Source organism: Paenibacillus sp. J22R67 (genome assembly GCF_059692175.1).
Window position 1 is genome coordinate 17067 of record NZ_JCAUAX010000019.1, and the last position, 23520, is coordinate 40586.

22 protein-coding genes and 1 pseudogene are annotated in these 23520 nt (G+C 47.8%); all 23 read left to right on the forward strand.

Translation table 11 applies throughout. The features are described from left to right. Window positions 1–52: 52 nt before the first annotated feature. Window positions 53–925 carry a sporulation peptidase YabG gene (gene yabG, locus AC58VC_RS35740; RefSeq protein WP_497376282.1) on the forward strand — a complete coding sequence of 291 codons (873 nt, stop codon included), beginning with the start codon at window positions 53–55 and terminating at the stop codon, window positions 923–925. Between the two features lie 264 nt (window positions 926–1189). After that, window positions 1190–1465, forward strand: coding sequence for a biofilm formation stimulator Veg (gene veg / locus AC58VC_RS35745; RefSeq protein ID WP_028557365.1), 276 nt, complete (start codon window positions 1190–1192; stop codon window positions 1463–1465). 152 nt (window positions 1466–1617) lie between these two features. Further along, window positions 1618–1788 (forward strand): annotated as a pseudogene (locus AC58VC_RS35750) (small, acid-soluble spore protein, alpha/beta type); the annotation flags it as partial. A gap of 358 nt (window positions 1789–2146) precedes the next feature. Beyond that, on the forward strand, window positions 2147–3001 hold the full coding sequence (gene ispE, locus AC58VC_RS35755; protein WP_477499311.1) for a 4-(cytidine 5'-diphospho)-2-C-methyl-D-erythritol kinase: 855 nt from the start codon (window positions 2147–2149) through the stop codon (window positions 2999–3001). 322 nt (window positions 3002–3323) lie between these two features. After that, on the forward strand, window positions 3324–4160 hold the full coding sequence (gene purR / locus AC58VC_RS35760) for a pur operon repressor (protein ID WP_497376283.1): 837 nt from the start codon (window positions 3324–3326) through the stop codon (window positions 4158–4160). Window positions 4161–4164: 4 nt separating this feature from the next. Continuing rightward, complete coding sequence (locus AC58VC_RS35765; RefSeq protein ID WP_161407621.1) at window positions 4165–4548, forward strand: RidA family protein; 384 nt, start codon at window positions 4165–4167, stop codon at window positions 4546–4548. A 118-nt stretch (window positions 4549–4666) separates the two neighbouring features. Next, window positions 4667–4951 (forward strand): septation regulator SpoVG, encoded by a 285-nt coding sequence (spoVG, locus tag AC58VC_RS35770; protein WP_028557369.1) that lies wholly within the window; start codon window positions 4667–4669, stop codon window positions 4949–4951. Window positions 4952–5089: 138 nt separating this feature from the next. Further along, window positions 5090–6493 (forward strand): bifunctional UDP-N-acetylglucosamine diphosphorylase/glucosamine-1-phosphate N-acetyltransferase GlmU, encoded by a 1404-nt coding sequence (gene glmU / locus AC58VC_RS35775; RefSeq protein ID WP_497376284.1) that lies wholly within the window; start codon window positions 5090–5092, stop codon window positions 6491–6493. Window positions 6494–6633: 140 nt separating this feature from the next. Then, window positions 6634–7272 (forward strand): 50S ribosomal protein L25, encoded by a 639-nt coding sequence (locus AC58VC_RS35780; protein WP_497376285.1) that lies wholly within the window; start codon window positions 6634–6636, stop codon window positions 7270–7272. Window positions 7273–7665: 393 nt separating this feature from the next. Then, window positions 7666–8226 carry an aminoacyl-tRNA hydrolase gene (pth, locus tag AC58VC_RS35785; RefSeq protein ID WP_497376286.1) on the forward strand — a complete coding sequence of 187 codons (561 nt, stop codon included), beginning with the start codon at window positions 7666–7668 and terminating at the stop codon, window positions 8224–8226. 132 nt (window positions 8227–8358) lie between these two features. Then, on the forward strand, window positions 8359–8583 hold the full coding sequence (locus tag AC58VC_RS35790; RefSeq protein WP_145669352.1) for an anti-sigma-F factor Fin family protein: 225 nt from the start codon (window positions 8359–8361) through the stop codon (window positions 8581–8583). A gap of 95 nt (window positions 8584–8678) precedes the next feature. Then, window positions 8679–12206 carry a transcription-repair coupling factor gene (gene mfd / locus AC58VC_RS35795; protein WP_497376287.1) on the forward strand — a complete coding sequence of 1176 codons (3528 nt, stop codon included), beginning with the start codon at window positions 8679–8681 and terminating at the stop codon, window positions 12204–12206. A gap of 34 nt (window positions 12207–12240) precedes the next feature. Further along, on the forward strand, window positions 12241–13299 hold the full coding sequence (locus AC58VC_RS35800) for a peptidylprolyl isomerase (RefSeq protein ID WP_497376288.1): 1059 nt from the start codon (window positions 12241–12243) through the stop codon (window positions 13297–13299). Window positions 13300–13549: 250 nt separating this feature from the next. After that, complete coding sequence (gene spoVT, locus AC58VC_RS35805; RefSeq protein ID WP_497376289.1) at window positions 13550–14092, forward strand: stage V sporulation protein T; 543 nt, start codon at window positions 13550–13552, stop codon at window positions 14090–14092. Between the two features lie 131 nt (window positions 14093–14223). Then, window positions 14224–15927 carry a putative polysaccharide biosynthesis protein gene (locus AC58VC_RS35810; RefSeq protein WP_497376290.1) on the forward strand — a complete coding sequence of 568 codons (1704 nt, stop codon included), beginning with the start codon at window positions 14224–14226 and terminating at the stop codon, window positions 15925–15927. A 375-nt stretch (window positions 15928–16302) separates the two neighbouring features. Beyond that, window positions 16303–17820 (forward strand): bifunctional methyltransferase/pyrophosphohydrolase YabN, encoded by a 1518-nt coding sequence (gene yabN, locus AC58VC_RS35815; protein ID WP_497376291.1) that lies wholly within the window; start codon window positions 16303–16305, stop codon window positions 17818–17820. Between the two features lie 167 nt (window positions 17821–17987). Continuing rightward, window positions 17988–18260: an HU family DNA-binding protein gene (locus tag AC58VC_RS35820; RefSeq protein WP_029197991.1), complete on the forward strand. Its 273-nt coding sequence runs from the start codon at window positions 17988–17990 to the stop codon at window positions 18258–18260. Continuing rightward, window positions 18260–18523 (forward strand): RNA-binding S4 domain-containing protein, encoded by a 264-nt coding sequence (locus tag AC58VC_RS35825; RefSeq protein ID WP_127457143.1) that lies wholly within the window; start codon window positions 18260–18262, stop codon window positions 18521–18523. Before AC58VC_RS35820 ends, AC58VC_RS35825 begins: the two co-directional genes overlap by 1 nt. Before the next feature lie 119 nt (window positions 18524–18642). Continuing rightward, window positions 18643–18930, forward strand: coding sequence for a sporulation protein YabP (gene yabP / locus AC58VC_RS35830; RefSeq protein ID WP_157324487.1), 288 nt, complete (start codon window positions 18643–18645; stop codon window positions 18928–18930). After that, complete coding sequence (gene yabQ / locus AC58VC_RS35835) at window positions 18927–19502, forward strand: spore cortex biosynthesis protein YabQ (RefSeq protein WP_497376292.1); 576 nt, start codon at window positions 18927–18929, stop codon at window positions 19500–19502. The genes yabP and yabQ overlap by 4 nt, the downstream gene beginning before the upstream one ends. Window positions 19503–19517: 15 nt before the next feature. Next, window positions 19518–19838 (forward strand): FtsB family cell division protein, encoded by a 321-nt coding sequence (locus AC58VC_RS35840; RefSeq protein ID WP_497376293.1) that lies wholly within the window; start codon window positions 19518–19520, stop codon window positions 19836–19838. Between the two features lie 105 nt (window positions 19839–19943). Beyond that, window positions 19944–20534, forward strand: a complete 591-nt coding sequence (locus tag AC58VC_RS35845) for a S1 domain-containing RNA-binding protein (RefSeq protein ID WP_145669331.1) — start codon at window positions 19944–19946, stop codon at window positions 20532–20534. Window positions 20535–20861: 327 nt separating this feature from the next. Continuing rightward, window positions 20862–23354, forward strand: coding sequence for a stage II sporulation protein E (gene spoIIE, locus AC58VC_RS35850; RefSeq protein ID WP_497376294.1), 2493 nt, complete (start codon window positions 20862–20864; stop codon window positions 23352–23354). The last annotated feature ends 166 nt before the right edge of the window (window positions 23355–23520 follow it).

The window sequence follows — 23520 nt, forward strand, 5'->3', positions numbered from 1 at the left end:
GCACCAAATGCCCAGCCCCGCCATAGGATAACCCATGGAGGGGATTTGTGCGATGAGGCAAGGTGATTTTGTAACCCGTAAATCCTATGGCGGCGACGTCATGTTTAAGATTGAACGTATCGATCAACTAAAGGCTGTCTTGCGCGGTGTCGATTACCGATTGCTTGCGGATGCGCCTTTAGTGGACTTAACTCTGACGAACCCGACAGAGTCGATGGACCATCCGAGGTCGAGTTCGCCCGAATTTCGCGAGTCACTGCGAAGGCTGGCGGTTGCCCAAGTGCAGCTCCAAGAGAAAAACCAACACTCGGTTGCCCATAATCAGAAAGTGAACGCGGGATATTTTGAAGTCCCGGGTAAAGTGCTGCACTTGGATGGGGATCCGACCTATCTACGTAAGAGCATGCAGCTCTACGGAGAACTTCGTGTGCCCGCTGAGGGCTTCTATATTCCCGAGGCTCAGATGGCCGACGCGCTCCACCGACTGCTTCCGCAGATTAAGCCGGATATTGTCGTCATCACGGGGCATGACGGAATACTTAAGCATCGTAAAGCCGCTGGACCTGGCGGTTTGTCTAGCTATAAGAATTCACAGAACTTCGTTAACGCCGTTCAAGTGGCCCGGCAGTATGAACGCAATCGTGACGCGATGATTGTCGTGGCTGGAGCTTGCCAGTCTCATTTTGAGGCTTTGCTTCGGGCTGGAGCCAATTTCGCGAGTTCACCTGCGCGCATACTCATCCACGCACTAGACCCGCTGTGCATCGCCGCAAAGCTATCCTACACCTCTGTGAAGGACACGATATCGATGTTAGATATTATGGATTTAACGGTGACGGGGCTTGATGGCTTGGGTGGTGTAGAGACAAGAGGGAGCTACCGAATGGGTGTTCCCGGTATTCAACACACAGAGGAGCATGCGTAAATCCTTGCTCATACATGGTTTTCTTTGAAGGACACTTGCCTGCTGCTTCTCTCTTAGGAGAGGACGGCAGGTGAGTGTTCTTTTTTTATTGGAAAAGTGTGAATAATTTGCGAACTTTGGAGACAACCTGTACAATGGGGAATTCGGTAAATAGGTGAAAATGCCGTTGACAACTGGATTATGGTGCTGATATAATATTTGACCCTGTTTGACATGCTTGTCAGGATGGGTTATAATTAACAAGGAAAGAGGTGGTAGTTGACAATGGCAAAAAATGCGCTGTTGGAAATCAAACGCAGTTTGGAGCCCCACGTCGGGCAGAAGATCATGTTGAGAGCGAATGGTGGCCGTCGAAAGACAGTCGAACGTTCCGGTGTTTTAGAAGAAACCTACCCTTCTGTGTTTATCGTGAAGCTTGACCAAGAATCACACGCCTTTAAACGAGTGTCATACAGCTACGCCGACATTCTTACCGAATCTGTTGAGGTTACGGTATGTAATGATGATGGTCAGGTTCGTATCACCTATATCCAACATTAAGCTTAATAAGTTTCTATAATGAGCAGACCCTAGGGTCTGTTTTTGCATTTGAATGGACCTGGTGCGACTGGGCATACTAACCTTACTTTACGCTTACGTTGCCAGCTTTGTTCCAACAAAGCTCATCTAAGCTCAGGAAAAGGAGGTTTTTTATGAGTCGCAGAAGAGGTGTTATGTCCGAAAGTTTTAAAAATGAGTTAGCGAAAGATCTGGGGTTTTATGATGTCGTTCAGCGCGAGGGTTGGGAAGGGATTCGTACCAAGGATGCAGGGAATATGGTGAAGCGGGCTATTCAGATTGCAGAGGAACAGTTGGCGAAGCAGTATGCAGCCTCTGCGCCGCCCACTATGCAAACATCCTACGGTCAGAATACCTACGCACAGCCTAGCTACACACAAGCGCCAATGCATAACCAACGGGTTGTACAGACGCCACAGCACTATGGACAGCAAACGGCCACCTTTACACCTTCCTACACGTCTGCTGCTTCCCAGAACATGCACGTCTCGTCTACGCCACTCGGGCAGTCACAAGCGGGCTGGAATCCCATGTCATCAGCGTCCCATCAGACGGTGCAAGGCGAAAGGCGTCCCTACTACAGCTAAAGCGAATGCTTTAGCTTTTTTTTTGCGCTTTTGTTATAATATTTTAACGGCAAACGAGCAAAAGAAGGTGATCCTGATGAAGATTTTTGAAAAAGCACCGGCTAAAATTAATTTATCCTTAGATGTTTTACATAAAAGACCAGATGGTTATCATGAAGTAGAGATGGTCATGACAATGGTCGACCTAGCCGATCGCATTGAAATGCAGGAGCTTTCACGAGATACGATCATTATTTCCAGTCAAGCGGGCTATATTCCGTTAGATGAGAAGAACTTAGCCTTTCAGGCTGCGCGGCTTATTAAGGATCGTTATGACGTCAAACAAGGCGTGTACATTCATTTGGATAAAAAGATCCCCGTGGCAGCAGGACTTGCAGGGGGCAGCAGTGACGCAGCGGCAACGCTTAGGGGTTTGAATCGACTTTGGAATTTAAACATCCCTATGGAAGAGCTGCAAGTGCTTGGCGCTGAGCTTGGATCGGATGTGCCTTTTTGTGTAACGGGGGGGACGGCTGTCGCCAGAGGACGCGGAGAAAAGTTAGAGCCGATCGTCTCACCGCCGCAATGTTGGGTTGTTCTAGCCAAGCCTCCCATCAATGTGTCCACTTCGGAGATTTACGGCAAGCTGAACGCCCGTGAGATCAAGAATCACCCTTCAACAGAGAATGTACTGAAGGCGATTCGTGAGAAGCAGTTTGACCAGCTCTGCGGAAATCTCGGCAATGTGCTGGAGGAAGTGACGCTGGACCTTTACCCAGAGGTTAGACAATTGAAAGATTGCATGCAGCGTCTCGGCGCAGACGGCGTTTTAATGTCCGGAAGCGGGCCAACGGTGTTCGGCCTTGTCTCCAAGGAAGCGAAAGTGCCCCGTATTTACAATGGCCTTCGAGGGTTCTGTAAGGATGTTTATGCGGTGCGGATGTTGACCTAGCATGTGGAATTGTGTGCAAGGGGCCCTGAGGGGCTCTTTTTTAACGGAATGGATTAAGGGGTAGCGCTTAACTCCTGGAAGTTTACTCGATTTCCCGTTTTCCCATTGTCTAGTTGTTGCATAAAGCAACAAAGATAAAGCCGTCAGGATCATGCCTAGGCGGTGCTTTTTTGTGGAAATATTCACCCTCTGGGGAGGGTTTTCCTGCGTGTTAGCATTATGTTATGTTCATGTTAAGTTAATTTTCATGTGAAGCTTGAATAAATACGTATAAAAGTGGTATATTTTCTTTATATTATTCGGATTTTTGGGGGGTAGTGCGATGAAAAAGTTGAAAAGGAGCGCTAGGCTGGTAGAAATGACGCAATACTTGTTATTTCGCCCCCATTCGTTAATTCCTTTAACGACTTTTGCCGAGCGTTACAACTCAGCGAAATCCTCGATTAGTGAGGATTTGGCGATTATCAAAGAAGTTTTTGAAGAAGAAGGGCTCGGCGAACTGCAAACGCTTGCGGGCGCAGCCGGCGGTGTGAAGTTTTCACCGAAGGTACCAAAGGAAACCTCACTGAAGTTCATAGGGCAGCTCTGCTTGCAGTTGCAGCAGCCTGAACGGATCCTGCCTGGCGGTTATTTATATATGTCTGATATCATGGGGCAGCCCCAGTTTTTAAATGAAATAGGCAAAACGTTTGCATCTGCGTTCGCAGGGCGTGATATCGATGTGATTATGACCGTAGAAACGAAAGGCATTCCGCTCGCGTACGCGACGGCTACTTATATGAATTTACCCGTTGTTGTAGTTCGCAGGGATAGTCGCGTAACAGAAGGTTCAGCCGTTAGCATTAACTATGTTTCGGGCTCGAACAAGCGTATTCAGACCATGTCGCTCGCAAGACGCGCTTTGAAAGAGGAATCCAAGGTGCTCATCATCGACGATTTCATGCATGTTGGTGGAACCATTCACGGAATGATGGATTTGCTGGCGGAATTCAAGGCCTCAGTCCAAGGGGTTGGCGTCTTCATGGAATCTGTTGAAGTGGAAGAACGTTTAGTAGATCAATACGTATCGCTGGCCCGATTGTTTGGCGTAGATTCCAAGACCAAACAAATCACGGTAGAGCCAGGTAATTATTTTGATAGTAAAAAAGGAGACGCGTAAAACGATGGAATTCATCTCAACAACGGCAGCACCTGCTGCTATCGGACCTTACTCGCAAGCAGTTAAGCTCGGGAACTTGCTGTTTACTTCGGGACAAATCCCGCTCGGTTTGGATGGGCAAATCGTAGAGGGCGGAATTAAGGAGCAAGCACATCAAGTGTTTGCTAATTTGAAAGGCGTGTTGGAAGCGGCTGGCACATCTTTTGGCCAAGTTGTGAAAGCAACCGTCTTCTTGAAGGACATGAATCAATTTGCTGAGCTGAATGAGATTTATGGCACCTACTTTGGAGATCACAAACCAGCTAGATCGACTGTCGAAGTGGCTAGATTACCACGTGATGTTTTTGTCGAAATAGAGTTAATTGCTGTGATTCCTGTCGAAATTTAACAGTAACATTAAGATTGTATAAAATTATCGAAAATTTCAAAAAAATAAGAAGGAATTTGCACAACGATGTGGAATATTACACCCAAGTCTCAGAGATGGAAAAAGGTGGTGAACACAAGTGCAAATTACAGATGTAAGGCTCCGCCGGGTCAACTCCGAGGGGAGGATGAAGGCAATTGCTTCCATAACTATCGATAATGAGTTCGTAGTACACGACATACGTGTTATCGATGGGAATAACGGTATGTTCGTGGCAATGCCAAGCAAACGAACGCCAGATGGGGAGTTTCGCGATATCGCTCATCCAATTTCTTCTACTACCCGTGAGAAAATTCAGGCTGCCGTATTGGCTGAATACGACCGTGCAGCGGTAGAAGAAGAGGTTATTGAAGAAGGTGCATAACGTTTAATAATTGAGAGGGCCCATAAGGGCTCTCTTTTCTTTTGGGGGGTTTTGATGCTATATTTGGTAAAGAACTGTTAACTACATTATTTAGGCATAAAGCATACAGCTATTTATAATAAAGGGGGTGGATAGTCTTTGAAGCTCATGGCGATTGTGTTAGCGGCAGGACAAGGTAAACGAATGAAATCAAAGCTGTATAAGGTGCTTCACCCAGTTGCAGGCAAACCGATGGTAGGACATGTCGTAGACACGCTTCGGCAAATAGATGTAACAAGAACTATGGTAATCGTGGGATTTGGAGCAGAAGCGGTACAGAGCTATCTAGGAGATCAAGTTGAGTATGCGCTGCAGGAGAAGCAGTGTGGGACCGGTCATGCGGTACTGCAAGCGAAGGATTTGCTTGGCGATGAAGACGGAATGACGGTTGTCATTTGCGGAGATACGCCACTGATTTCGGATGTGACGCTTAAGAATACGATTGAACTTCATCAGCGTTCAGGTGCGTCGGCTACGATCCTGACAGCGAAACTGGATGACCCGCAAGGCTATGGCCGTGTTATTCGCGGTGAAGATGGCAGAGTTGCGCGAATAGTTGAACAGAAGGACTGCAACAGCGAGGAAGCGGCTGTTCAGGAGATTAATACAGGCACTTATATTTTCGATAACCGGAAACTCTTCAAGGCCCTGGGCTCTGTCACAAACAACAATGCTCAGAATGAATATTACTTGACGGATGTCGTCGGTATCATGACGGGCGCAGGGGAGACTGTACAAGGTTACTGTATGGCGGATGCTGCGGAATCTATCGGTGTCAACGATCGTGTTGCGCTTGCTGAAGCGGAACGCTTGTTCAAAGTGCGCATTAACCGTGAGCATATGCTGAACGGGGTTACGATCATTGATCCTGCGAACACGTACATTGAGAAGGATGTTGTGATCGGAGCGGACACAGTCCTGCTGCCAGGTACGATTTTGCGTGGGAAAACAATCATTGGCGAGCAGTGTACGATCGGACCTCAGACCGAGATTATTGATTCTGTCGTGAAAGATGACGTTACAATTAAGCAATCTGTTCTGCAAGAGGCTTATGTGGATAATGAAGCTAGCGTAGGGCCTTTCGCATATTTGAGACCTGGAGCGGAAATCGGGAAGCAAGTGAAGATTGGCGATTTCGTCGAAATCAAGAATGCGAAGCTTGGCGACGGTTCGAAAGTATCTCACTTAAGTTATGTAGGTGACGCGATTGTCGGCACAAATGTGAACATTGGCTGTGGCGCGATCACGGTGAACTACGATGGGTTCAACAAGAATTTAACGGAAATCGGGAACGATGCGTTCGTCGGCAGTAATGTGAATTTGATTGCTCCTGTGAAGATTGGCAATGGTGCTTACGTTGTGGCAGGCTCGACGATTACTCATGCAGTGAACGATGGGGATCTGGCTATCGCGAGGGAAAGACAAACGAATAAGCCGGGCTATGCAGATAAAATCAAAGGCCGGATGAAAGCGAAGAAAGAAAACAAAGCAAAAAAAGAATAGGAAAGTTAAATCTCCCTGACAAGGGGGATTTTGGATGGAATCTCTTAAGGTTGGGTACGCTATGAACTAGCTGTTACCCACTTGGCGTCGTTTACGAAAGTAAGTGTGCTGAGCAAAATTCTTAGGAGGTTCTTTTTCTTATGGCATTGTCACTGAAAGCGGAAGCCCGCAAGGACACAACGAAAAACGACATCAAACAACTGCGTGTAAAAGGCAAGGTGCCTGCGGTCGTGTATGGCAAAAAGGTGGCTGCTACGGTCATAACCGTCGATCAGAAGGAATTAGTGGCGCTGCTTCGCAAAAGCCCGCACGCTGTTATTGAGCTAGAAATGCCGGATGGCGGCGGCAAGCAGCCGGTTATGATCAATGAAATACAGCGTAACCCGCTGAACCGGGAGCTGCTCCATGTTGACTTCCATCAAATCAATATGGATGAGCCGGTCAGAACGGTGGTCACGCTGGAATTCGTCGGGGATGCTGTGGGGGCGAAAGAGGGCGGCATTTTGCAGATTCAATTGCATGAGCTGGAAATCCGTTGTTTACCGAACCAGATACCGGCATCAATCACCGTGGACATCTCCAAAGTAGGCATCGGAGAGAATATGCTGGTCAGTGAGCTCAGCGTGCCAGGAACGATTGAAGTGAAGTCTGATCCGGGTGAGCTTGTGCTCACGATTCTGGCGCCTCAGAAAGAGGCTCCTGAGGAAGTTGCTGCTCAGGGCAAAGAGGATAAGCCGAGCGAGTCTAGTGAGGAAGCGAAAGAAGAGCAGACCGTATAGACTTAAAGAAGGGTACCCTCGCCACAGTGCAAAGGGTATCCTTTGTTTTTCCTCTTTCTTTCATTAATACCCAGGCCGGGAAACAATAAAGTGTGTATTTCTGTTATAAAACGTATTATTAATTTTTATAAAATGAGGGCTGTAAAATTCAATATAGCCTATATCCTTATGTAGGTTTTGATAGTATACTTGGACGGGAATACCGGCATCTATATGATCTTGAAAATGATGATCGCTTGTAAGTTGTTGACCGTTTAGATACATATTGGCTGATTCACCCGCAGTTATGAATTTGATGGTTCATTTTAGTAACATATAGGTAAACAATAACCTTAAGATGCAGGTTACGCCAAGGATTTTTTTTAGTAAATGGCTAGGAGGAACTGGAAGAAAATGAAATGTTTTATCGGACTGGGTAACCCGGGAAAGCAATATGAGATGAATCGACATAATGTTGGGTTCATGGCAATTGATCGTTTTGCCGCCAAATGGGGGATAAACTCTTTTCAGAATAAGGGCAAGGGACTGCTGGGAGAGGGAAACGTGAACGGCACGAGAGTATTTCTGCTGAAGCCGATGACGTATATGAATCTTTCAGGTGAATCGATGAGAGCGATCTTGGACTTTTATAAATTGAAGGTGGAGGATGTCATCATTATTTATGATGATATGGATACGCCTTTCGGTCAGATCAGGCTGCGTTATCAAGGGAGTGCGGGCGGACACAATGGGATTAAGTCCATTATTCAGCATGCCGGAACACAAAGTTTCAACCGCATTCGCGTAGGTGTGAACCGACCTGCCCCTGGCTATAATATCGCCGATTATGTCTTAGCGAACTTTTCCAAGGAAGAAGTGAAGTCACTGGATGAGGTGCTGGATCTGACCTCCGAAGCGATGTTGTCGAGCTTGGATGAGCCTTTCGAGAAGACGATGGGCAAGTTTAATAAATAGGCAATAACCGCTTGACTCCAAAACATAATATGCATGGTCCTTATTCGAAAATGACAATGGTACATTCGGCTAATTTCTCCGGAGAATGGTCATACTAGGATGTAATCGAATCGTCGAAGGAGGCATACATATATGATTAAGTATATTTGCAGGCATTGTCATACCTTTGTTGGGGAAATTAATCAAGCAATAACGGAGCAACAACTGGGCTTCCATTTCTTGACCCCTGATGAGCGTAGAGATATAATATCGTATAACACGAATGGTGATGTTACGGTTAGAGTTGTTTGCGACTACTGCCGCGAGGCGCTGGAGGCCAATCCAGAGCTGTCTCTGCTGGCAAGTCCATTGCAGTAACATGATGTTTTCGCTGAATTAAAATGATGAAGATGAAGAGTTAATAGCCGAGGCAAGTGTGCCAAGGCTTCTTTTTGTGAGAGGAGTGTACTTGTTTGCAAGCTTTAATTCAGGCTTTTTCTGCGGATACCGACTTTCAAACGATCGTGTCAGGCATCAGGTCCGAGATGAAAGAGCAGCTCGTTGCCGGACTTACCGGTTCCTCCAAGCAAGTGATGATTGCAACTCTTGCGCGAGAGCTAACGCGCCCGCTATTCATTGTTACTCATAATATGTTTGCCGCTCAAAAAATAGCGGAAGATTTGCTAGAATGCCTATCATCCGATGATGTTCTGCTCTACCCTTCGCAAGAGCTTCTGACAGCGGAAGAAGCAGCATCCAGTCCGGAGATGTTGGCACAGCGCATTGATGTACTCACTAAGCTGGCGGGAGGTTACCGCGGCATTGTGATTGCTCCGTTCGCGGGAGTGCGCAGATTACTACCGATTAAGCAAGTTTTCGAGGAATCCCGAATAACCGTTAAGGTTGGGGATACCGTTCAACTGGATGAGCTCCTCGGCACCTTATCCAATTTGGGCTACGAGCGCGTGGAGCGGGTTGAGACCAAAGGGGAGATGAGTGTTCGCGGCGGCATCTTGGATTTGTTTCCGTTGACGTCGGAGAATGCGATTCGAATTGAACTTTTTGATGTTGATGTTGACTCTATTCGTACTTTTGATGTAAGTGACCAGCGGTCAATAGATAAATTAGAGTCGATCACGATTCCTCCGTGCCGTGAGATTCAAGCGGATAGAAAGCGATTACAATCTGCTGCGCAGCATGCGTATGAGCTGCTACAAGCTCAGCTGGAGAAAATGACCGACCGGACAGCCAAAGACAAGCTGCTCGAAGGGATCGGACATGATATTGAACTGCTCCGTGAAGGGCAGACGTTCCCAGGCATTTATAAATATATTTCTCTTTTATATACGGAAAGACAGACCCTCATAGACTACATGCCTAAGGATGCTGTGCTGATTATCGACGAACCGGCTCGTTTGCTGGAGACAGCGAAGCAGCTCGAACGCGACGAGGCAGAGTGGATGATGCATGCGCTGACAGAGGGGAAGAGCTTGCCGGCTTTTGTGCTGTCCAAATCTTACGAAACACTGCTGCACCGCAGACCGTTTCCAACGTTATATTTATCTTTATTTCTGCGTCAGGTCGTCGGGATTCAACCGCAAAATATCGTGAACTTCGTCAGTCGCGTTATGCAAAATTTCCACGGGCAAATGAATTTGCTCAAAGCGGAGATGGAGCGCTGGAAGAAAAATGGGGCCAACGTCATTCTCCTGGCCAACGGCGAAGAACGTGCCGAACGTGTAAGGCGTGTCCTGAACGACTATCAGATCGATGTGCCTGAGATTGTAGATGGGAATCTGCAAACAGGGTTTGAATTGCCTTCCATTCATTTGGTTGTCATTACGGAAGGCGAGATTTTCACACAGAAGCAGCGTAAAGCCCGTAAGGTAGAGAAGAAGCTGGAGAACGCCGAGCGGATCAAAAGCTATCAGGAACTTAAAATTGGCGACTATGTTGTTCATGTGAACCATGGGATCGGGAAATACGTCGGAATAGGTACGCTCGAAGTGGGCGGTATTCATAAAGATTATCTGCATATCATGTATGCCGGCGGCGATAAGCTGTCTGTGCCGATTGACCAGATTGATCTGATTCAGAAATATGTAGGTTCCGAAGAGAAGGAACCGAAGGTTTATAAGCTTGGCGGAGCCGACTGGGCAAGAGTTAAGAGCAAGGCAAGAGCATCCGTTAAGGATATTGCCGATGAGCTGATTAAGCTTTACGCTGAACGACAGGCTACGACAGGTTATGGGTTTAGCAAAGACAGCTCCTATCAAAACGAGTTCGAAGCCATGTTCCCTTACGATGAAACACGGGATCAGCTTCGTGCGATCGAAGAAATTAAGAACGACATGGAGAAATTACGTCCGATGGATCGCTTGCTTTGCGGCGACGTTGGTTATGGGAAGACCGAAGTTGCCGTTCGTGCGGCCTTTAAGGCGGCTATCGACGGGAAGCAGGTCGCTGTCTTGGTTCCGACCACGATTTTGGCACAGCAGCACTATGAGACATTCCGCGAGCGCTTCTCAGGCTATCCGTTTAATGTGAAGGTGCTCAGCCGTTTCCGCTCGAAGAAAGAGCAGACGGAGGTCATGAAGGGTGTCAAAAAAGGGACAGTTGACGTTGTCATCGGAACGCATAGACTGCTGTCGCAAGACGTGCAGTTCAAGGATCTAGGCTTGCTGATTGTCGATGAGGAGCAGCGGTTTGGTGTATCCCACAAAGAGAAGCTGAAGCGGCTTAAGACGAATGTCGACGTGCTGACACTTACGGCGACGCCGATTCCAAGAACGCTGCATATGTCTATGCTCGGCGTTCGGGACTTGTCCGTTATTGAAACGCCGCCAGAGAACCGTTTCCCTGTCCAGACCTACGTGGTCGAATATGGACCGACACTGGTTCGGGAAGCGATTGAGCGGGAGTTAGCGCGTGAAGGTCAAGTGTATTATCTCTACAACCGGGTTCAAGGGATTACGCAGATCGCCGATCAAATATCGATGATGATACCGGATGCTCGTGTTACGGTTGCCCATGGTCAGATGGGCGAGCAGGAACTCGAGAAAACGATTCTCGATTTCCTTGACGGGGAATACGATGTGCTTGTCAGTACGAGCATTATCGAGACGGGGGTAGATATCCCGAATGTTAATACACTTATCGTTCATGATGCGGATAAAATGGGGCTTTCGCAGCTGTATCAGCTGCGTGGGCGCGTAGGGCGATCGAATCGCGTAGCGTATGCCTATTTCACGTATCAGCGGGATAAAGTGCTCACCGAAGTGGCTGAGAAACGACTGCAAGCGATTAAAGAGTTTACAGAACTTGGCTCAGGCTTTAAAATTGCGATGAGGGATTTGTCGATTCGCGGTGCAGGGAACTTGCTGGGTGCCGAACAGCATGGCTTCATTGCTTCTGTAGGATTCGACCTCTACTCACAAATGTTAGCCGAAGAAATTGCAAAGCTGAAACTAGAAATAGATGGGGAAGCGACCGTGCCGGAACCGGAATGGAACACTTCCATCGATATACAATTGGATGCCTACCTGCCATCCGACTACATCTACGACAGCATGCAAAAGATCGAGATTTACAAAAAAGTGGCCGCGATTCGCACGTTGGAAGAAGCGGCAGACCTGCATGATGAGCTCGTAGATCGCTTCGGAGATCTGCCGCAGGCTGTGTTTAACTTGCTGTCAGTGGCTCGCCTGAAAGCATACGGCGCGGAGTACCGAATTGAAACGATCAGCCAAAAAGGGGATGATTACGTAATCAAGGTGCATATTGACCAAAATGGCAGGCTGGATGGTCAGAAACTGCTCAATTTGTCCAAAGGCTTTGATGGGCGAATCAAGCTCAATGCAGACCCGCAGTTGCATATTGTTATTCGCTGTAAAGGTATGAAGCCAGAAGCTTCCATCGAGTTGGTGGAGAAGTTCTTGGTACAATATAAGGATGTTCTGAAAACGAAAGGGGAATTAAAGGATGTTGCCAAATCATACTAGCAAACGACTTTTTTCTAAAAAATGGATATTAAGCATGGTAGCATTGCTTCTTGCATTTTCTGTACTTAGTGCTTGTGGAAGCAAAAAGGAGGGTGAGGGTGCAGCAACTGCTTCACCTTCCCCATCTGCAGCAGCAACAGCAACGGGTAATCCGGCTGACGTAATCGCTACTTACAAAGAAGGCGGCAAAATCACTCGCGGCGAATTTGACTCTTTCATCAACGTGAACAAAATGTTCTCGCCGCAATTGGCGCAGTTCATGACAGACCCGGCTTTTCAACAAGATATGTTGAAGCAAATGGTTACTTTCCGCGTGTTGTCCGCGAAAGCTGATGACAAAGTAAAAGCTGATGCTGACAAGCAAGTTACTGAGCAAATGAAAGCTATTACGGATTACTTCGGTAAACAAGAAGGCGGAATGGACAAGCAGTTGAAAGACAACGGTATCGAGCTGAAGGATATCGAATCTTTGATGAAAATGAGCTTCTACACGATGGGCAGCATGGAAAGCAAAATTACTGACAAAGCTGTTCAAGATTCCTATAATGAGCAAGCAGCTGCGCATGCATTTGATATCGCAACAGTTAGCCATATTCTAATCTCCTTGAAGGATGCAGCTACACAGAAAGATCTGCGTACGAAAGATGAAGCTTTGGCAAGAGCGAAAGAAGTAAAAGGCAAGTTGGATGGCGGCGGAGATTTCGCGGCTCTAGCGAAAGAGTATTCCGATGATCCAGGTTCTAAAGATGCTGGCGGTACGTATAAAGATGCAGACATCAACCAATGGGTGCCTGAATTTAAAGAAGCAGCAAGCACACTTCCTTTGAACAAAATTTCCGATCCAGTTGAATCCTCCTTTGGATACCATGTTATGAAAGTGGAATCCAGAAGCACGAAACAGCTTGATGATACCCTTAAAACACAAATTAAATCTCAGCTTGCGGAGAAATCCCTTTCTGAGTTCGCAGAGAAAGAATACCCGAACTTGATCGAAACGAATAATCTGCCTAAACCGGAAGCAAGCCCAGCACCAGCTGCAAGCCCTGCAGTAAGTCCAGCGGCGAGCCCAGCAACAAGCCCGGCGGCAAAGTAAGAACTTACCAGGATGTCCGAATATGGACATCCTGTTTTTATTTGTTATTTTTGGACAACATAATCACAGCAGGGTGCAATGCAAAGCTACATAAAGAAAAATTCCTTAGCAGAAGCGACTGCATAGAAGATTGGGAAGTGAAGAATACTATGGATAGAATTCAAGTTCCCACCAAAACCCGATCTAGCATACAAGATTTCATGCTCCTGTCGTATCTAATTCTTGAGCGGAAAGTGAGGCATCTAGAGGTATGAAAGCAACTGGAATTGTCCGTCGGATAGATGATTTAGGGAGAGTTGTTATTCCCAAGGAAATACGACGCACACTGCGAATTCGCGAAGGTGACCCTTTGGAAATTTTCGTTGATCGCGATGGTGAAGTGATTCTAAAGAAATATTCGCCTATTGGCGAGCTTGGTGATTTTGCTAAGGAGTACGCAGAGTCGTTGTTTGAGAGTACGAATCATGTTGCGATGATTTCAGATCGAGACACGATTATTGCTATGGCTGGTGGGTCCAAGAAGGATTACTTGGAGAAATCAGTTGGGTCAATTATTGAATCCTGCATGGAAAACCGTAAACCGCTTTTGGAAAGTAGCTCTGGGCAATTCGAGATTATCAAGGATATGAATGAAACTTTCTCTTCTTTCGTAGCAGCTCCGATTGTGGCTGGTGGCGATCCAATTGGCTCCGTTATATTGATCTCGAAAGATGAGAGTGTGAAAATGGGCAACATGGAAGTGAAGATGGTAGAAACAGCGGCTGGTTTTCTGGCGAAACAGATGGAACAATAAACACAAACATAATACACAAAGGCTTCCTTACTGAGGTGATGTTCATCTGTAAGAGAAGCTTTTTTTGTCTGCAAAGAGCTATTTCGTTATAATACGTGTATATGTATCACATCAGGTAGAGGAGAAATAGGATGGGGGAGACCGGCAAGGGGCATCAGATGGATCGCGAAGAGCTCCAGCAGAATGTCGGAAAACAGGGTACTGCCAAGCTGCTAAAAGGGGCTGCCGTTCTTGGGGCCGCGGCTGTGCTCTCGAAATTACTGGGTACATTGCAAAAAATACCGCTGCAAAATGTAGCGGGGGATGCCGCTTTTGGCATTTATAATGCGGTTTATCCGCTTTATATTTTGATTTTATTTGCCGCTACGGCAGGTTTTCCTGTTGCCGTCTCCAAGTTTGTGGCGGAGAGTGTTATCCACGGCGATCATCTGGAGGCTAGACGCATTGCCCGTATATCCGGAGCGGTGCTGCTAGGCAGCGGTATCTGTTTGTTTGTGCTGCTCTACCTTGAAGCGGGTGAGATTGCTGGCTGGATTGGGATCCAGCAGACAGAAAAGGCAATTCGCAGCGTTTCCTTTGCGCTGCTCCTAGCTCCGACATTAGCTGTTCTGCGGGGTTATTTCCAAGGCTATCAAAATATGCTGCCAACCGCTGTCTCACAAGTGATTGAACAGTTGATTCGGGTTATTACGATGGTGGCTTTACTGCTTTATTTGGCGGCACTTGCTTATGATGAGGAGTGGATTGCGGCAGGAGCGACTTTTGGCTCTGTGACTGGTGCAGCCGCAGGGTTAGTCGTGATGTATGTATATTGGCGAAAAGCGATGCGGGGTTTGAAGTATTCGGAGGAACCTGGCAGGGGGAAGCCTGAAGGTAAGCCCCGTTCTACTTGGAAGTGGATGAGACGGATTGCAGCCTATGCGATTCCTGTCTGCTTAGGTGCGATCGTTGTGCCGTTGTTGACCTTGGTCGACACGTTTACTATGCCGCGGCTGTTGGAAGCTTCGCAAGGAAGTGAGCTTGAGGCTATGCGACAGTTCGGATTGTATAACCGCGGGTTGCCGCTTGTCCAGCTTGTTGTTATGGTTGCCTCATCCATGTCAGCAGTCCTCGTTCCTGCGATGGCGGAAGCGAAGGCGAGAGGGCTGACCGATGTGATGCGCTCTCGGGCGGAGATGTCCATCCGGCTTTCTTGGCTTATCGGACTGGGCGCTTCGTTTGGACTTGCTTTTGCCGCGGTGCCGATCAATATCATGTTATACAAAAACGGTGAGGCCAGCCTAACGATGGCCGTCCTTGCTTTCACGGCCCTATTCAGCACGCTGAACGCTGTCTCCGCCAGCGTGCTGCAGGGTGCCGGCGCGATTCACACGCCGGCGCAGGCTTTGCTCGTTGCCATCGTGCTGAAAGCACTCGGCAACGTCGTGCTCATGCCCCGCTGGGGCATCGACGGCGCCGCGCTCAGCGCGGTGATCGCCTACGCCGCTGCGGCGGGGCTGAATCTGGTGCAGCTGCGCCGCTGCACCGGGGCGCGCTTCGCGCTGCGGCCGTACGTCATCGCACCCACGCTGGGCGTGGTGGCGATGCTTGTCTGCCTCGCAGCGCTGCAGCTGCTAGCCATGCCCGCTGTGGCGGCATGGCACTTGCCTGAGCGATTGAGCGCGAGCGCAATCGCTTTGATTGGGGTAGCCGGCGGCGCGGCCGTCTACGGGCTTGCGCTGCTGCGCAGCGGCAGCATCAGCCGCGAGGAGCTGCGGCTGATGCCGGAGCTGGACCGGAAGCTGGCGCCGGTCCTGGCTCGGATCTGGCCGGCGGGGCGTTCGGCCGGCCGGTAGGTTTTTCCGCAGCTGCGGCTGCCCTCACGGTAGCCATTGCCCATGCCGTTACCCTGTACACTTTGCAGCAGATACAATTTCCTGCACAATGTACAGTAAAATTAGCATAATAGCAGCTGATCCCGGGCATGACCTGTATTTTATACAGGAAATTCCTTTAAAAACAGCCATATCGGCTGATTTGATTAAAATTAGCTGCATTTTTTACAGTAAAACCTGCACATGAGGGTATTCTCTTAGCATTTACCTGCGCTTTTTGCAGTAAAAACGCTCAGAGACTTCCCAACATGCTATCACTCTCTGTTGAAAGAGAGAAATCTCGGCCGGCCATCTGGATCCAAATCGGGCCCATACATATTTCAGGAGGTGCCACCCATGTCAACTCAAGCTCAAATTACAGTCGTCGGACTCGGAACGGGAGAAGAAGACCAGCTCACGCTTGGAGTCTGGAAAAAGCTCCAAAACGCAGCAAAGTCACAAGCTGCGCTATATTTGCGTACAGAGGACCATCCCATGGTCCGCATGCTGGACAGCAATCAGATCCCATACCAAACCTTCGACTCCAATTATATGGCTCATCCAAGTTTTGAAGGGGTTTATGAATCTATTGCCGAAGCGCTTATTCAATCTGCCAAAAACGCATCCAACGAGGTCATCTACGCCGTGCCGGGCCACCCAATGGTGGCGGAATATACGGTACAGCTATTGAAGATGAGGTGTCCGGAAGAAGGAATCTCGCTTCAAGTGATGGGGGGAGAAAGCTTTCTGGATCAGGCTTTCTTACGCTTCGGTTTTGATCCTATCGACGGCTTTCAGCTGCTTGATGCTACTAGTCTTAGCCGCTATGCGCTTAATCCTCAGATGCATACAATTGTTGGGCAGGTCTACGATACCTATACGGCGTCAGACCTCAAAATCTCCCTTATGGATACCTACCCGGATGAATACCGCGTTGTTGTGGGCCACTCCCTAGGTGTGGCGGGTGCTGAGCAGATTATCGAAGTGCCGCTGCATGAGCTGGATCATGTGAAAGGTTACGGGAATCTATCGCTGGTTTGGGTGCCTAAAAGCGAGGAGGACGCGATCCGCTATCGCACCTTTGGCCGTTTGCATGAAATCGTGCAGGTTCTTCGGAGTCCAGAAGGCTGCCCTTGGGATCGCGAACAGACGCATGCCAGCCTGCGCAAAAATCTCATCGAGGAAGCCTACGAAGTGCTGGAAACGATCGATGAAGATGATCCTGAGCACATGTGCGAAGAGCTGGGAGACCTGCTGCTGCAAGTTATGCTTCATGCGCAGATGGAAGAGGAGATTGGGACGTTCACTGTTTATGACGTGATTGCTACGTTGAACGAGAAGCTCATTCGCCGCCATCCGCACGTATTCGGGGACAACAAAGCAGAGGATGCGGATGAGGCACTTGTGAACTGGAATGCGATGAAAGCCGAGGAGAAGCGGAAGAAAGGCATCGACGTGACGAAACAGTCTGTGCTGGACGGCATTCCACGTGAACTGCCGGGCCTCATGAAGGCCTTGAAGCTGCAGAAGAAAGCGGCTACCGTTGGCTTTGATTGGTCTGAGCTGCGCGAGGTGCTTCAGAAGCTGGATGAAGAGGTTGGAGAGCTGCGTGAGGCTATTGACAACCAGTCGGAAGAGGCGGCTCAAAATCGACTTGAGGAGCTCGGGGACGTGCTTTTTTCTATCGTAAATGTTGCTAGATTCCTCAAAATTGATCCGGAAGAAGCTATTGCGCACACAAATCGCAAATTTATTCAAAGATTTTCATATATGGAAGATCAGCTACGTTTAAAAGGGCTTTCTTTTGAACAAACTGGGTTATCAGAGATGGAAAATTATTGGCAGGAAGCAAAAAAAGTTACAAAACTTCGCTAGTAATAGAAGGAATTTGACGAAAAAAGAAGAATACTAAGTTTGGTGTAAGGTTGAATATGGAAATTTAATAGTAGGGATATTTGAACATCGTTCAAAGTCTCTCAGCTTTGCGGCTTTGGTACATAGAAGACATGATCTTCAACTATTTTTGGGAGGTAACAAATCACATGAACAAAACGGATTTGATCAACAACATTGCAGAAAAAAGCGGGCTAACTAAGAAAGACGTAGAAGTTGTACTTAACGGATTCCTTGGTGAAGTTACAGACGCTCTTTCATCCGGAGATAAAGTTCAATTAATCGGTTTCGGAACTTTCGAAACTCGTAAACGTTCCGGTCGTACAGGCCGCAACCCACAAACAGGTAACCCAATCGTGATCGCGGAATCCAACGTTCCAGCTTTCAAAGCGGGTAACAAGCTTAAAGACGCTGTAAAATAATGCGAATCGACAAGTTTCTAAAAGTATCTCGACTGATTAAGCGCCGAACCGTAGCGAAGGATGTGTCCGATCAAGGACGTGTCTGGATTAACGGCAGAGATGCCAAGGCGAGTACGCAAGTGAAAGTCGGCGACGAGCTAGCTATTCAATTTGGTCAGAAAAAGGTGACAATCCGCGTAGAGCTCTTATCGGAGTCGACCCGTAAGGAAGATGCTGCGAAGATGTACACGCTGGTCAAGGAAGAAGCTTATCAGTCCGAGTAACACGGCAAAAACAACAAATAGTCCAGGATTCCCGGATGAGGGATCTTGGGCTTTTTTTTGTGTTCTAAAATAGGACATCCTCCCATATCGTAATGATAGATGAAGGAGGGGTACAGGCCATGATGGAACCCGTTAAAAACACGAACAAACGGCAAGAAATCAAAATGCTGAATCGCAAGCTCTTGGAGATCTCCGGAGTTTTGAACGTAGAGAGCTTTGACAGCGAAGAGTTCCTCCTTGAAACGGAAATGGGCTACCTGATGATTAAGGGGCAGAATTTGCACATTAAGAATTTGAGCTTGGAGCAAGGGTTAGTCGCCATCGAAGGACTTATTCAAGAATTATCGTATGTGGATGGAAATACCCAGGAGAAATCCAAGGGTTTTCTTGGTAAATTATTCAAGTGACCCTGAACGTTCAATTCCATACGATTTTCATGATGTTTTTGAGCGGGGTCGCCATTAGTGCGATGTTTGATGTGTTTCGTGTGCTTTCCGGTAAGCTCAAGCTGCCGCGATGGACGATTCCGCTCGTTGATACTGTGTACTGGATTGTGGCGACAATCCTCGTGTTTCGCTTGCTCATTTACAGCAATGAAGGACAAGTTCGTATGTTTATTTTTCTGGGGATCGGTATCGGTATTTGCTTCTATTTCGCCTTCCTCAGCCAAGTTGTGGTTCATCTGACGCTGCTTCTCATACGAATTGTTATTGCGATTTACAAGTTTATTGCAAAAACCGTCGAAATTCTCATCATTAAACCGATCATTGGCTTATATCGTCTAACGGTGATAATTTTGGGCTTTTTGCTAGCTGTAGCTATATTCCTTTACAGAATTGTGCTACAATTGCTTTATCCTTTGTGGAGATTACTCCTCTGGATGACTCGGCCTGTGCATAAATATTTCGTGATCCCTGATTGGTTGAAGAAGCTGACAGGTAAGATCGTAACGTTGTATCGCAGGTTATTCTCAAAGTAGGAGGAATTCCTATACATGCAGGCTCAAGCAACCGTACCAAACAAGCGCAGCAGTAGTGTAGGCTCAAAGCGAAGACTGCGTTTTCTGATGATCTTTGTCCTTTGTTTTATGAGTTGGGCTACTGTTAACATTTGGGGGCAGTTCGCTAAGCTTCACGAGAAGAGAAATGCCGTGGCGAATATGGAGCAACAGCTCGTTGATGCGAAGAAGGTCAAGGAGCAGACTCAGAAGGAAATCAGTAGGCTGCATAATGACGAATACTTAGATCAAATTATTCGCCGGGATTTTCACTATAGCAAAACGGGAGAGACGCCTCTTAGTGTCTCGAAGCAATAAAAGGACTGAAGAAGGGGCGAATGCCGTGTTGACCGTGGTTTCTGCATCGGTTATAATCGGCGTAGCCAGTGTTTTCAACATTTTAAGGGAGGAACATTTTACTTTATGGCAATTGAAGTTGGCACCAAGTTAGAGGGTAGAGTGACGGGGATTACTCACTTTGGAGCATTCGTCGAGCTTGCTGAAGGAGTTACCGGTCTTGTTCACATTTCGGAGATCGCGGACAATTATGTGAAAGACGTTAATGACCATTTAAAGCTGGAAGACAAAGTATTGGTCAAAGTGATTAACGTGGACAAGGATGGCAAGATCGGACTGTCGATCAAGCAAACGGTTGACAAGCCAGTTGAGGAAAGACCAGCTCGTCCTGAACGTACAGGTGGCAGCAGCTATCAGGGACGCCCGAGCGGAGATCGTCCAGGCGGCTTCCAAGGTGGTCGTCCAAGTAGTGGCGGAGAACGCAGTGGTCCTCCAAGCGGTGGTCCAGGCGGTGGTCGTCCAGGCGGCGGCGGCTTCAATCGTGGCGGCGGCGGTGGTGGCGGTCGCGGCGGCTTTAACAAGCAGCAAGGCGGAGCTAGACCGTTCTCGTTCGAAGATAAAGTATCTCGTTTCCTTAAAGATAGTGAAGAACGGATTTCGTCTCTGAAGAAGAACACCGAGTCCAAACGCGGTGGTCGAGGCGGAAGAAGAGACTAATAGATGCTTATAATAGAACCACATTTCGCTTAGGCGGATGTGGTTTTTTTATTTCAATTATTACAATTCATCGTATGGTCAATTCCAATCGACATGGAGTTACGGGTATCTCCCCCATCTGCGTGGCGAAAGTTCGGGAGGATCAGACTTTTGGATACGCTTTCAAAGCAATAAAGTGAGACACGGCAAGGGCTAGAGGCTAATGACACGGCTGGCGCGGCTTGTCGGAAATTTCTTTGAATCTATCAACTCATTCTGACAAACTTTCTGCTAGATTGTCTCTATACTAGAGAAACAAATAAGGGAAGAATGGATGGTGTTCAAAGCATGCAAAGAAGAAGCCTAGGTGCGACGATAAGTGGCGGATGGTCAGGGATATGGCAAAGAGCGAAAACAGGTGCTCACAGTGCTGCAGTGGAAAATCGTTTTGTTCAAGCTTTTGTGGCTAAGAAGTGGACTTTTCTTCTCATCGTTATGGCTTTCCTTCTTGGGCGTGCGATGATCCTGGAACAGCTATCTCCATTTGCTTTAGCCTTTATCGCGGTTATTTATTTTACGAGGAGAGACATTTTGCACTGGGTAGGTATTGCGGCATTTGCTGGGAGTTTATTGTCGCTAAATTCGAATACGGGATATCTCGTAACCGAGATTATCGTCTTCCTGCTCATTCAAAAAGCGTTCGAGAAGTTCGAACGTTCAGATCTATCCTTAGCGCCGCTGCTCGTATTCAGCTCAACCTTCTTGGTTCAGCTATTTGCGGAACTGGTCGTTTCGAACTTAAGCTGGTATTCGCTAATGATGCTATCTGTAGAGGCACTGCTCAGTCTAGTGCTGACATTAATTTTCATACAAGCTATTCCTGTATTCACACTTACCCGTAAAAACTATCATTTGAAACACGAGGAAATCATTTGTTTAATTATTTTACTGGCATCCGTTATGACAGGGACGGTGAGCTGGGTAATGGGGCCTGTCACGGTGGAGCACGTGCTCTCCCGCTACTTAATTCTGTTATTTGCACTGGTAGGCGGAGCACCTTTCGGGGCTTCGGTTGGCGTCATCACAGGGCTAATCTTAAGTCTTGCGAATAGCAACGCTATCTATCAAATGAGCTTGCTCGCTTTTTCCGGGATGTTAGCAGGACTTCTCAAGGAAGGTAATCGGCTCGCTGTTGCCTTCGGCATGCTGCTTGGATCTTCGATTCTATCGTTCTATATAGGTTCAAGTGCCGATATGATTAATTCCGCTTGGGAATCGCTTGCGGCCGTTACGCTGTTCCTCCTTACGCCTCGGAGTCTGATTCTCACACTTGCCAAATATGTTCCGGGCACGCAGGAGAATCTCAAATCACAGCAGGACTATGCGAAGCGGGTTCGCGATGTGACGGCGAGCCGTGTGGAACAGTTCTCAGAAGTGTTTCGCCAGCTATCGCGCAGCTTTAAGCAATTAACTACGGATGACGCGGTAAGCCGCAAGGAGGAGGAAGTTGGGCATTTCATGAATGCCGTCACACAGAAAACCTGTGAATCCTGCTGGAAAAAAAGCCAGTGCTGGGATCAGAAATTTTACCAAACCTATACGTTTATGACGGATATGATGACCAATATTGAGACAAAGGAGAATATGACGAAGAAGCAAATACCAGCAGAGTGGAAGAAGGTGTGTAATCGTACAGATCAGGTGCTCGATGTGATGAAGCAGCAGTATAGCTTGTACAAGAATGATTTGCATTGGAAAAAACAAATTATGGACAGCCGCCATCTCGTAGCAGATCAGCTGTCCGGCGTTTCGCAGGTGATGGAGGACCTGGCGAAGGAAATTAAACGGGAAGGGCAGGAGTTGTTCCTTCAGGAAGAGCAAATCCGCAATGCGCTGGAGGAGCTGGGCTTATCTATTCATACGATCGACATTATTTCCTTAGATGAAGGAAATATTGAAATTGAAATTATTCATCAATACACGAAAGGCTTCGATGAATGCCGGAAAATCATTGCGCCGCTGCTAAGCGAGATCATCGGCGAGAACGTCGCCGTGATGCGTGAGGAGATGCATGAACGCGGCGAGGGCTACAGCACGGTCGTATTCGGCTCTGCCAAGGAATACGAGGTAGAGACCGGGGTCGCTGGCGCAGCCAAAGGGGGCGACCTCTTCTCGGGCGACAGCTTCTCCACGGTGGAGCTGGGCAATGGCAAGTATGCCGTTGCGCTTAGCGACGGCATGGGCAATGGCGAGCGAGCGCGGGCGGAGAGTCAGACCGCCCTTAGCATCCTGCAGCAGCTGCTGCAGTCTGGGATGGATGAGAAGCTGGCGATTAAGTCGCTGAACTCCGTGCTCATGCTCCGATCCTCCGATGAGATGTATGCGACGGTGGATATGGCCTTGATTGACATGTATAATGCAAACACAACTTTCATGAAGATTGGCTCCATACCGAGCTTTATTAAGCGTGGGAACGAGGTGATTTCGATCTCCGCGAATAATCTTCCCGTGGGGATTTTGAGCGAAATCGATGTCGATCTGGTTTCTATTCCTCTCCAATCGGGGGATATCCTCGTCATGATGACCGACGGGATCTATGATGCCCCTGGCCATGCAGTGAATAAGGAGATGTGGATGAAGCGCATGATTCAGGAAATCGATACGACCTTGCCGCAAGAGTTCGCGGATTGTTTGTTGGAGCGAATTTTCCGCCATCATCATGGCGAAATTCAAGATGATATGACGGTCGTTGTCGCTCGCGTAGAGAAGCGGCAGCCGGAGTGGGCGACATTCCGCTGGCCGGGGATTACGCGCATGGAGCGTCCAAAAACGGTCAGTTAATTAGCTGACGACATATAAGCTGCTGTCCTATAAGGCGTTATTAGTAGTAGTGAAAAGCCTGCGATTAAGCAGGCTTTTTAAGCTTTTTTAATGACAATATTCTCTTTGCTCAGACTGCGTCGGCATGAACAGTTTTGACAGACCTTAGGGAAGGGATTCATGCAAC

Excerpts from the sequence above, each read along its gene's own strand:
- yabN (WP_497376291.1), top strand. The coding sequence starts at position 16,303 with ATGTCAACTCAAGCTCAAATTACAGTCGTCGGACTCGGAACGGGAGAA.
- ispE (WP_477499311.1), top strand. The coding sequence starts at position 2,147 with ATGAAGATTTTTGAAAAAGCACCGGCTAAAATTAATTTATCCTTAGAT.
- AC58VC_RS35825 (WP_127457143.1), top strand. The coding sequence starts at position 18,260 with ATGCGAATCGACAAGTTTCTAAAAGTATCTCGACTGATTAAGCGCCGA.
- pth (WP_497376286.1), top strand. The coding sequence starts at position 7,666 with ATGAAATGTTTTATCGGACTGGGTAACCCGGGAAAGCAATATGAGATG.
- AC58VC_RS35840 (WP_497376293.1), top strand. The coding sequence starts at position 19,518 with ATGCAGGCTCAAGCAACCGTACCAAACAAGCGCAGCAGTAGTGTAGGC.
- AC58VC_RS35820 (WP_029197991.1), top strand. The coding sequence starts at position 17,988 with ATGAACAAAACGGATTTGATCAACAACATTGCAGAAAAAAGCGGGCTA.
- AC58VC_RS35845 (WP_145669331.1), top strand. The coding sequence starts at position 19,944 with ATGGCAATTGAAGTTGGCACCAAGTTAGAGGGTAGAGTGACGGGGATT.
- spoIIE (WP_497376294.1), top strand. The coding sequence starts at position 20,862 with ATGCAAAGAAGAAGCCTAGGTGCGACGATAAGTGGCGGATGGTCAGGG.
- AC58VC_RS35810 (WP_497376290.1), top strand. The coding sequence starts at position 14,224 with ATGGGGGAGACCGGCAAGGGGCATCAGATGGATCGCGAAGAGCTCCAG.
- purR (WP_497376283.1), top strand. The coding sequence starts at position 3,324 with ATGAAAAAGTTGAAAAGGAGCGCTAGGCTGGTAGAAATGACGCAATAC.
- spoVT (WP_497376289.1), top strand. The coding sequence starts at position 13,550 with ATGAAAGCAACTGGAATTGTCCGTCGGATAGATGATTTAGGGAGAGTT.
- AC58VC_RS35765 (WP_161407621.1), top strand. The coding sequence starts at position 4,165 with ATGGAATTCATCTCAACAACGGCAGCACCTGCTGCTATCGGACCTTAC.
- AC58VC_RS35780 (WP_497376285.1), top strand. The coding sequence starts at position 6,634 with ATGGCATTGTCACTGAAAGCGGAAGCCCGCAAGGACACAACGAAAAAC.
- veg (WP_028557365.1), top strand. The coding sequence starts at position 1,190 with ATGGCAAAAAATGCGCTGTTGGAAATCAAACGCAGTTTGGAGCCCCAC.
- AC58VC_RS35800 (WP_497376288.1), top strand. The coding sequence starts at position 12,241 with ATGGTAGCATTGCTTCTTGCATTTTCTGTACTTAGTGCTTGTGGAAGC.
- AC58VC_RS35790 (WP_145669352.1), top strand. The coding sequence starts at position 8,359 with ATGATTAAGTATATTTGCAGGCATTGTCATACCTTTGTTGGGGAAATT.
- yabG (WP_497376282.1), top strand. The coding sequence starts at position 53 with ATGAGGCAAGGTGATTTTGTAACCCGTAAATCCTATGGCGGCGACGTC.
- yabP (WP_157324487.1), top strand. The coding sequence starts at position 18,643 with ATGATGGAACCCGTTAAAAACACGAACAAACGGCAAGAAATCAAAATG.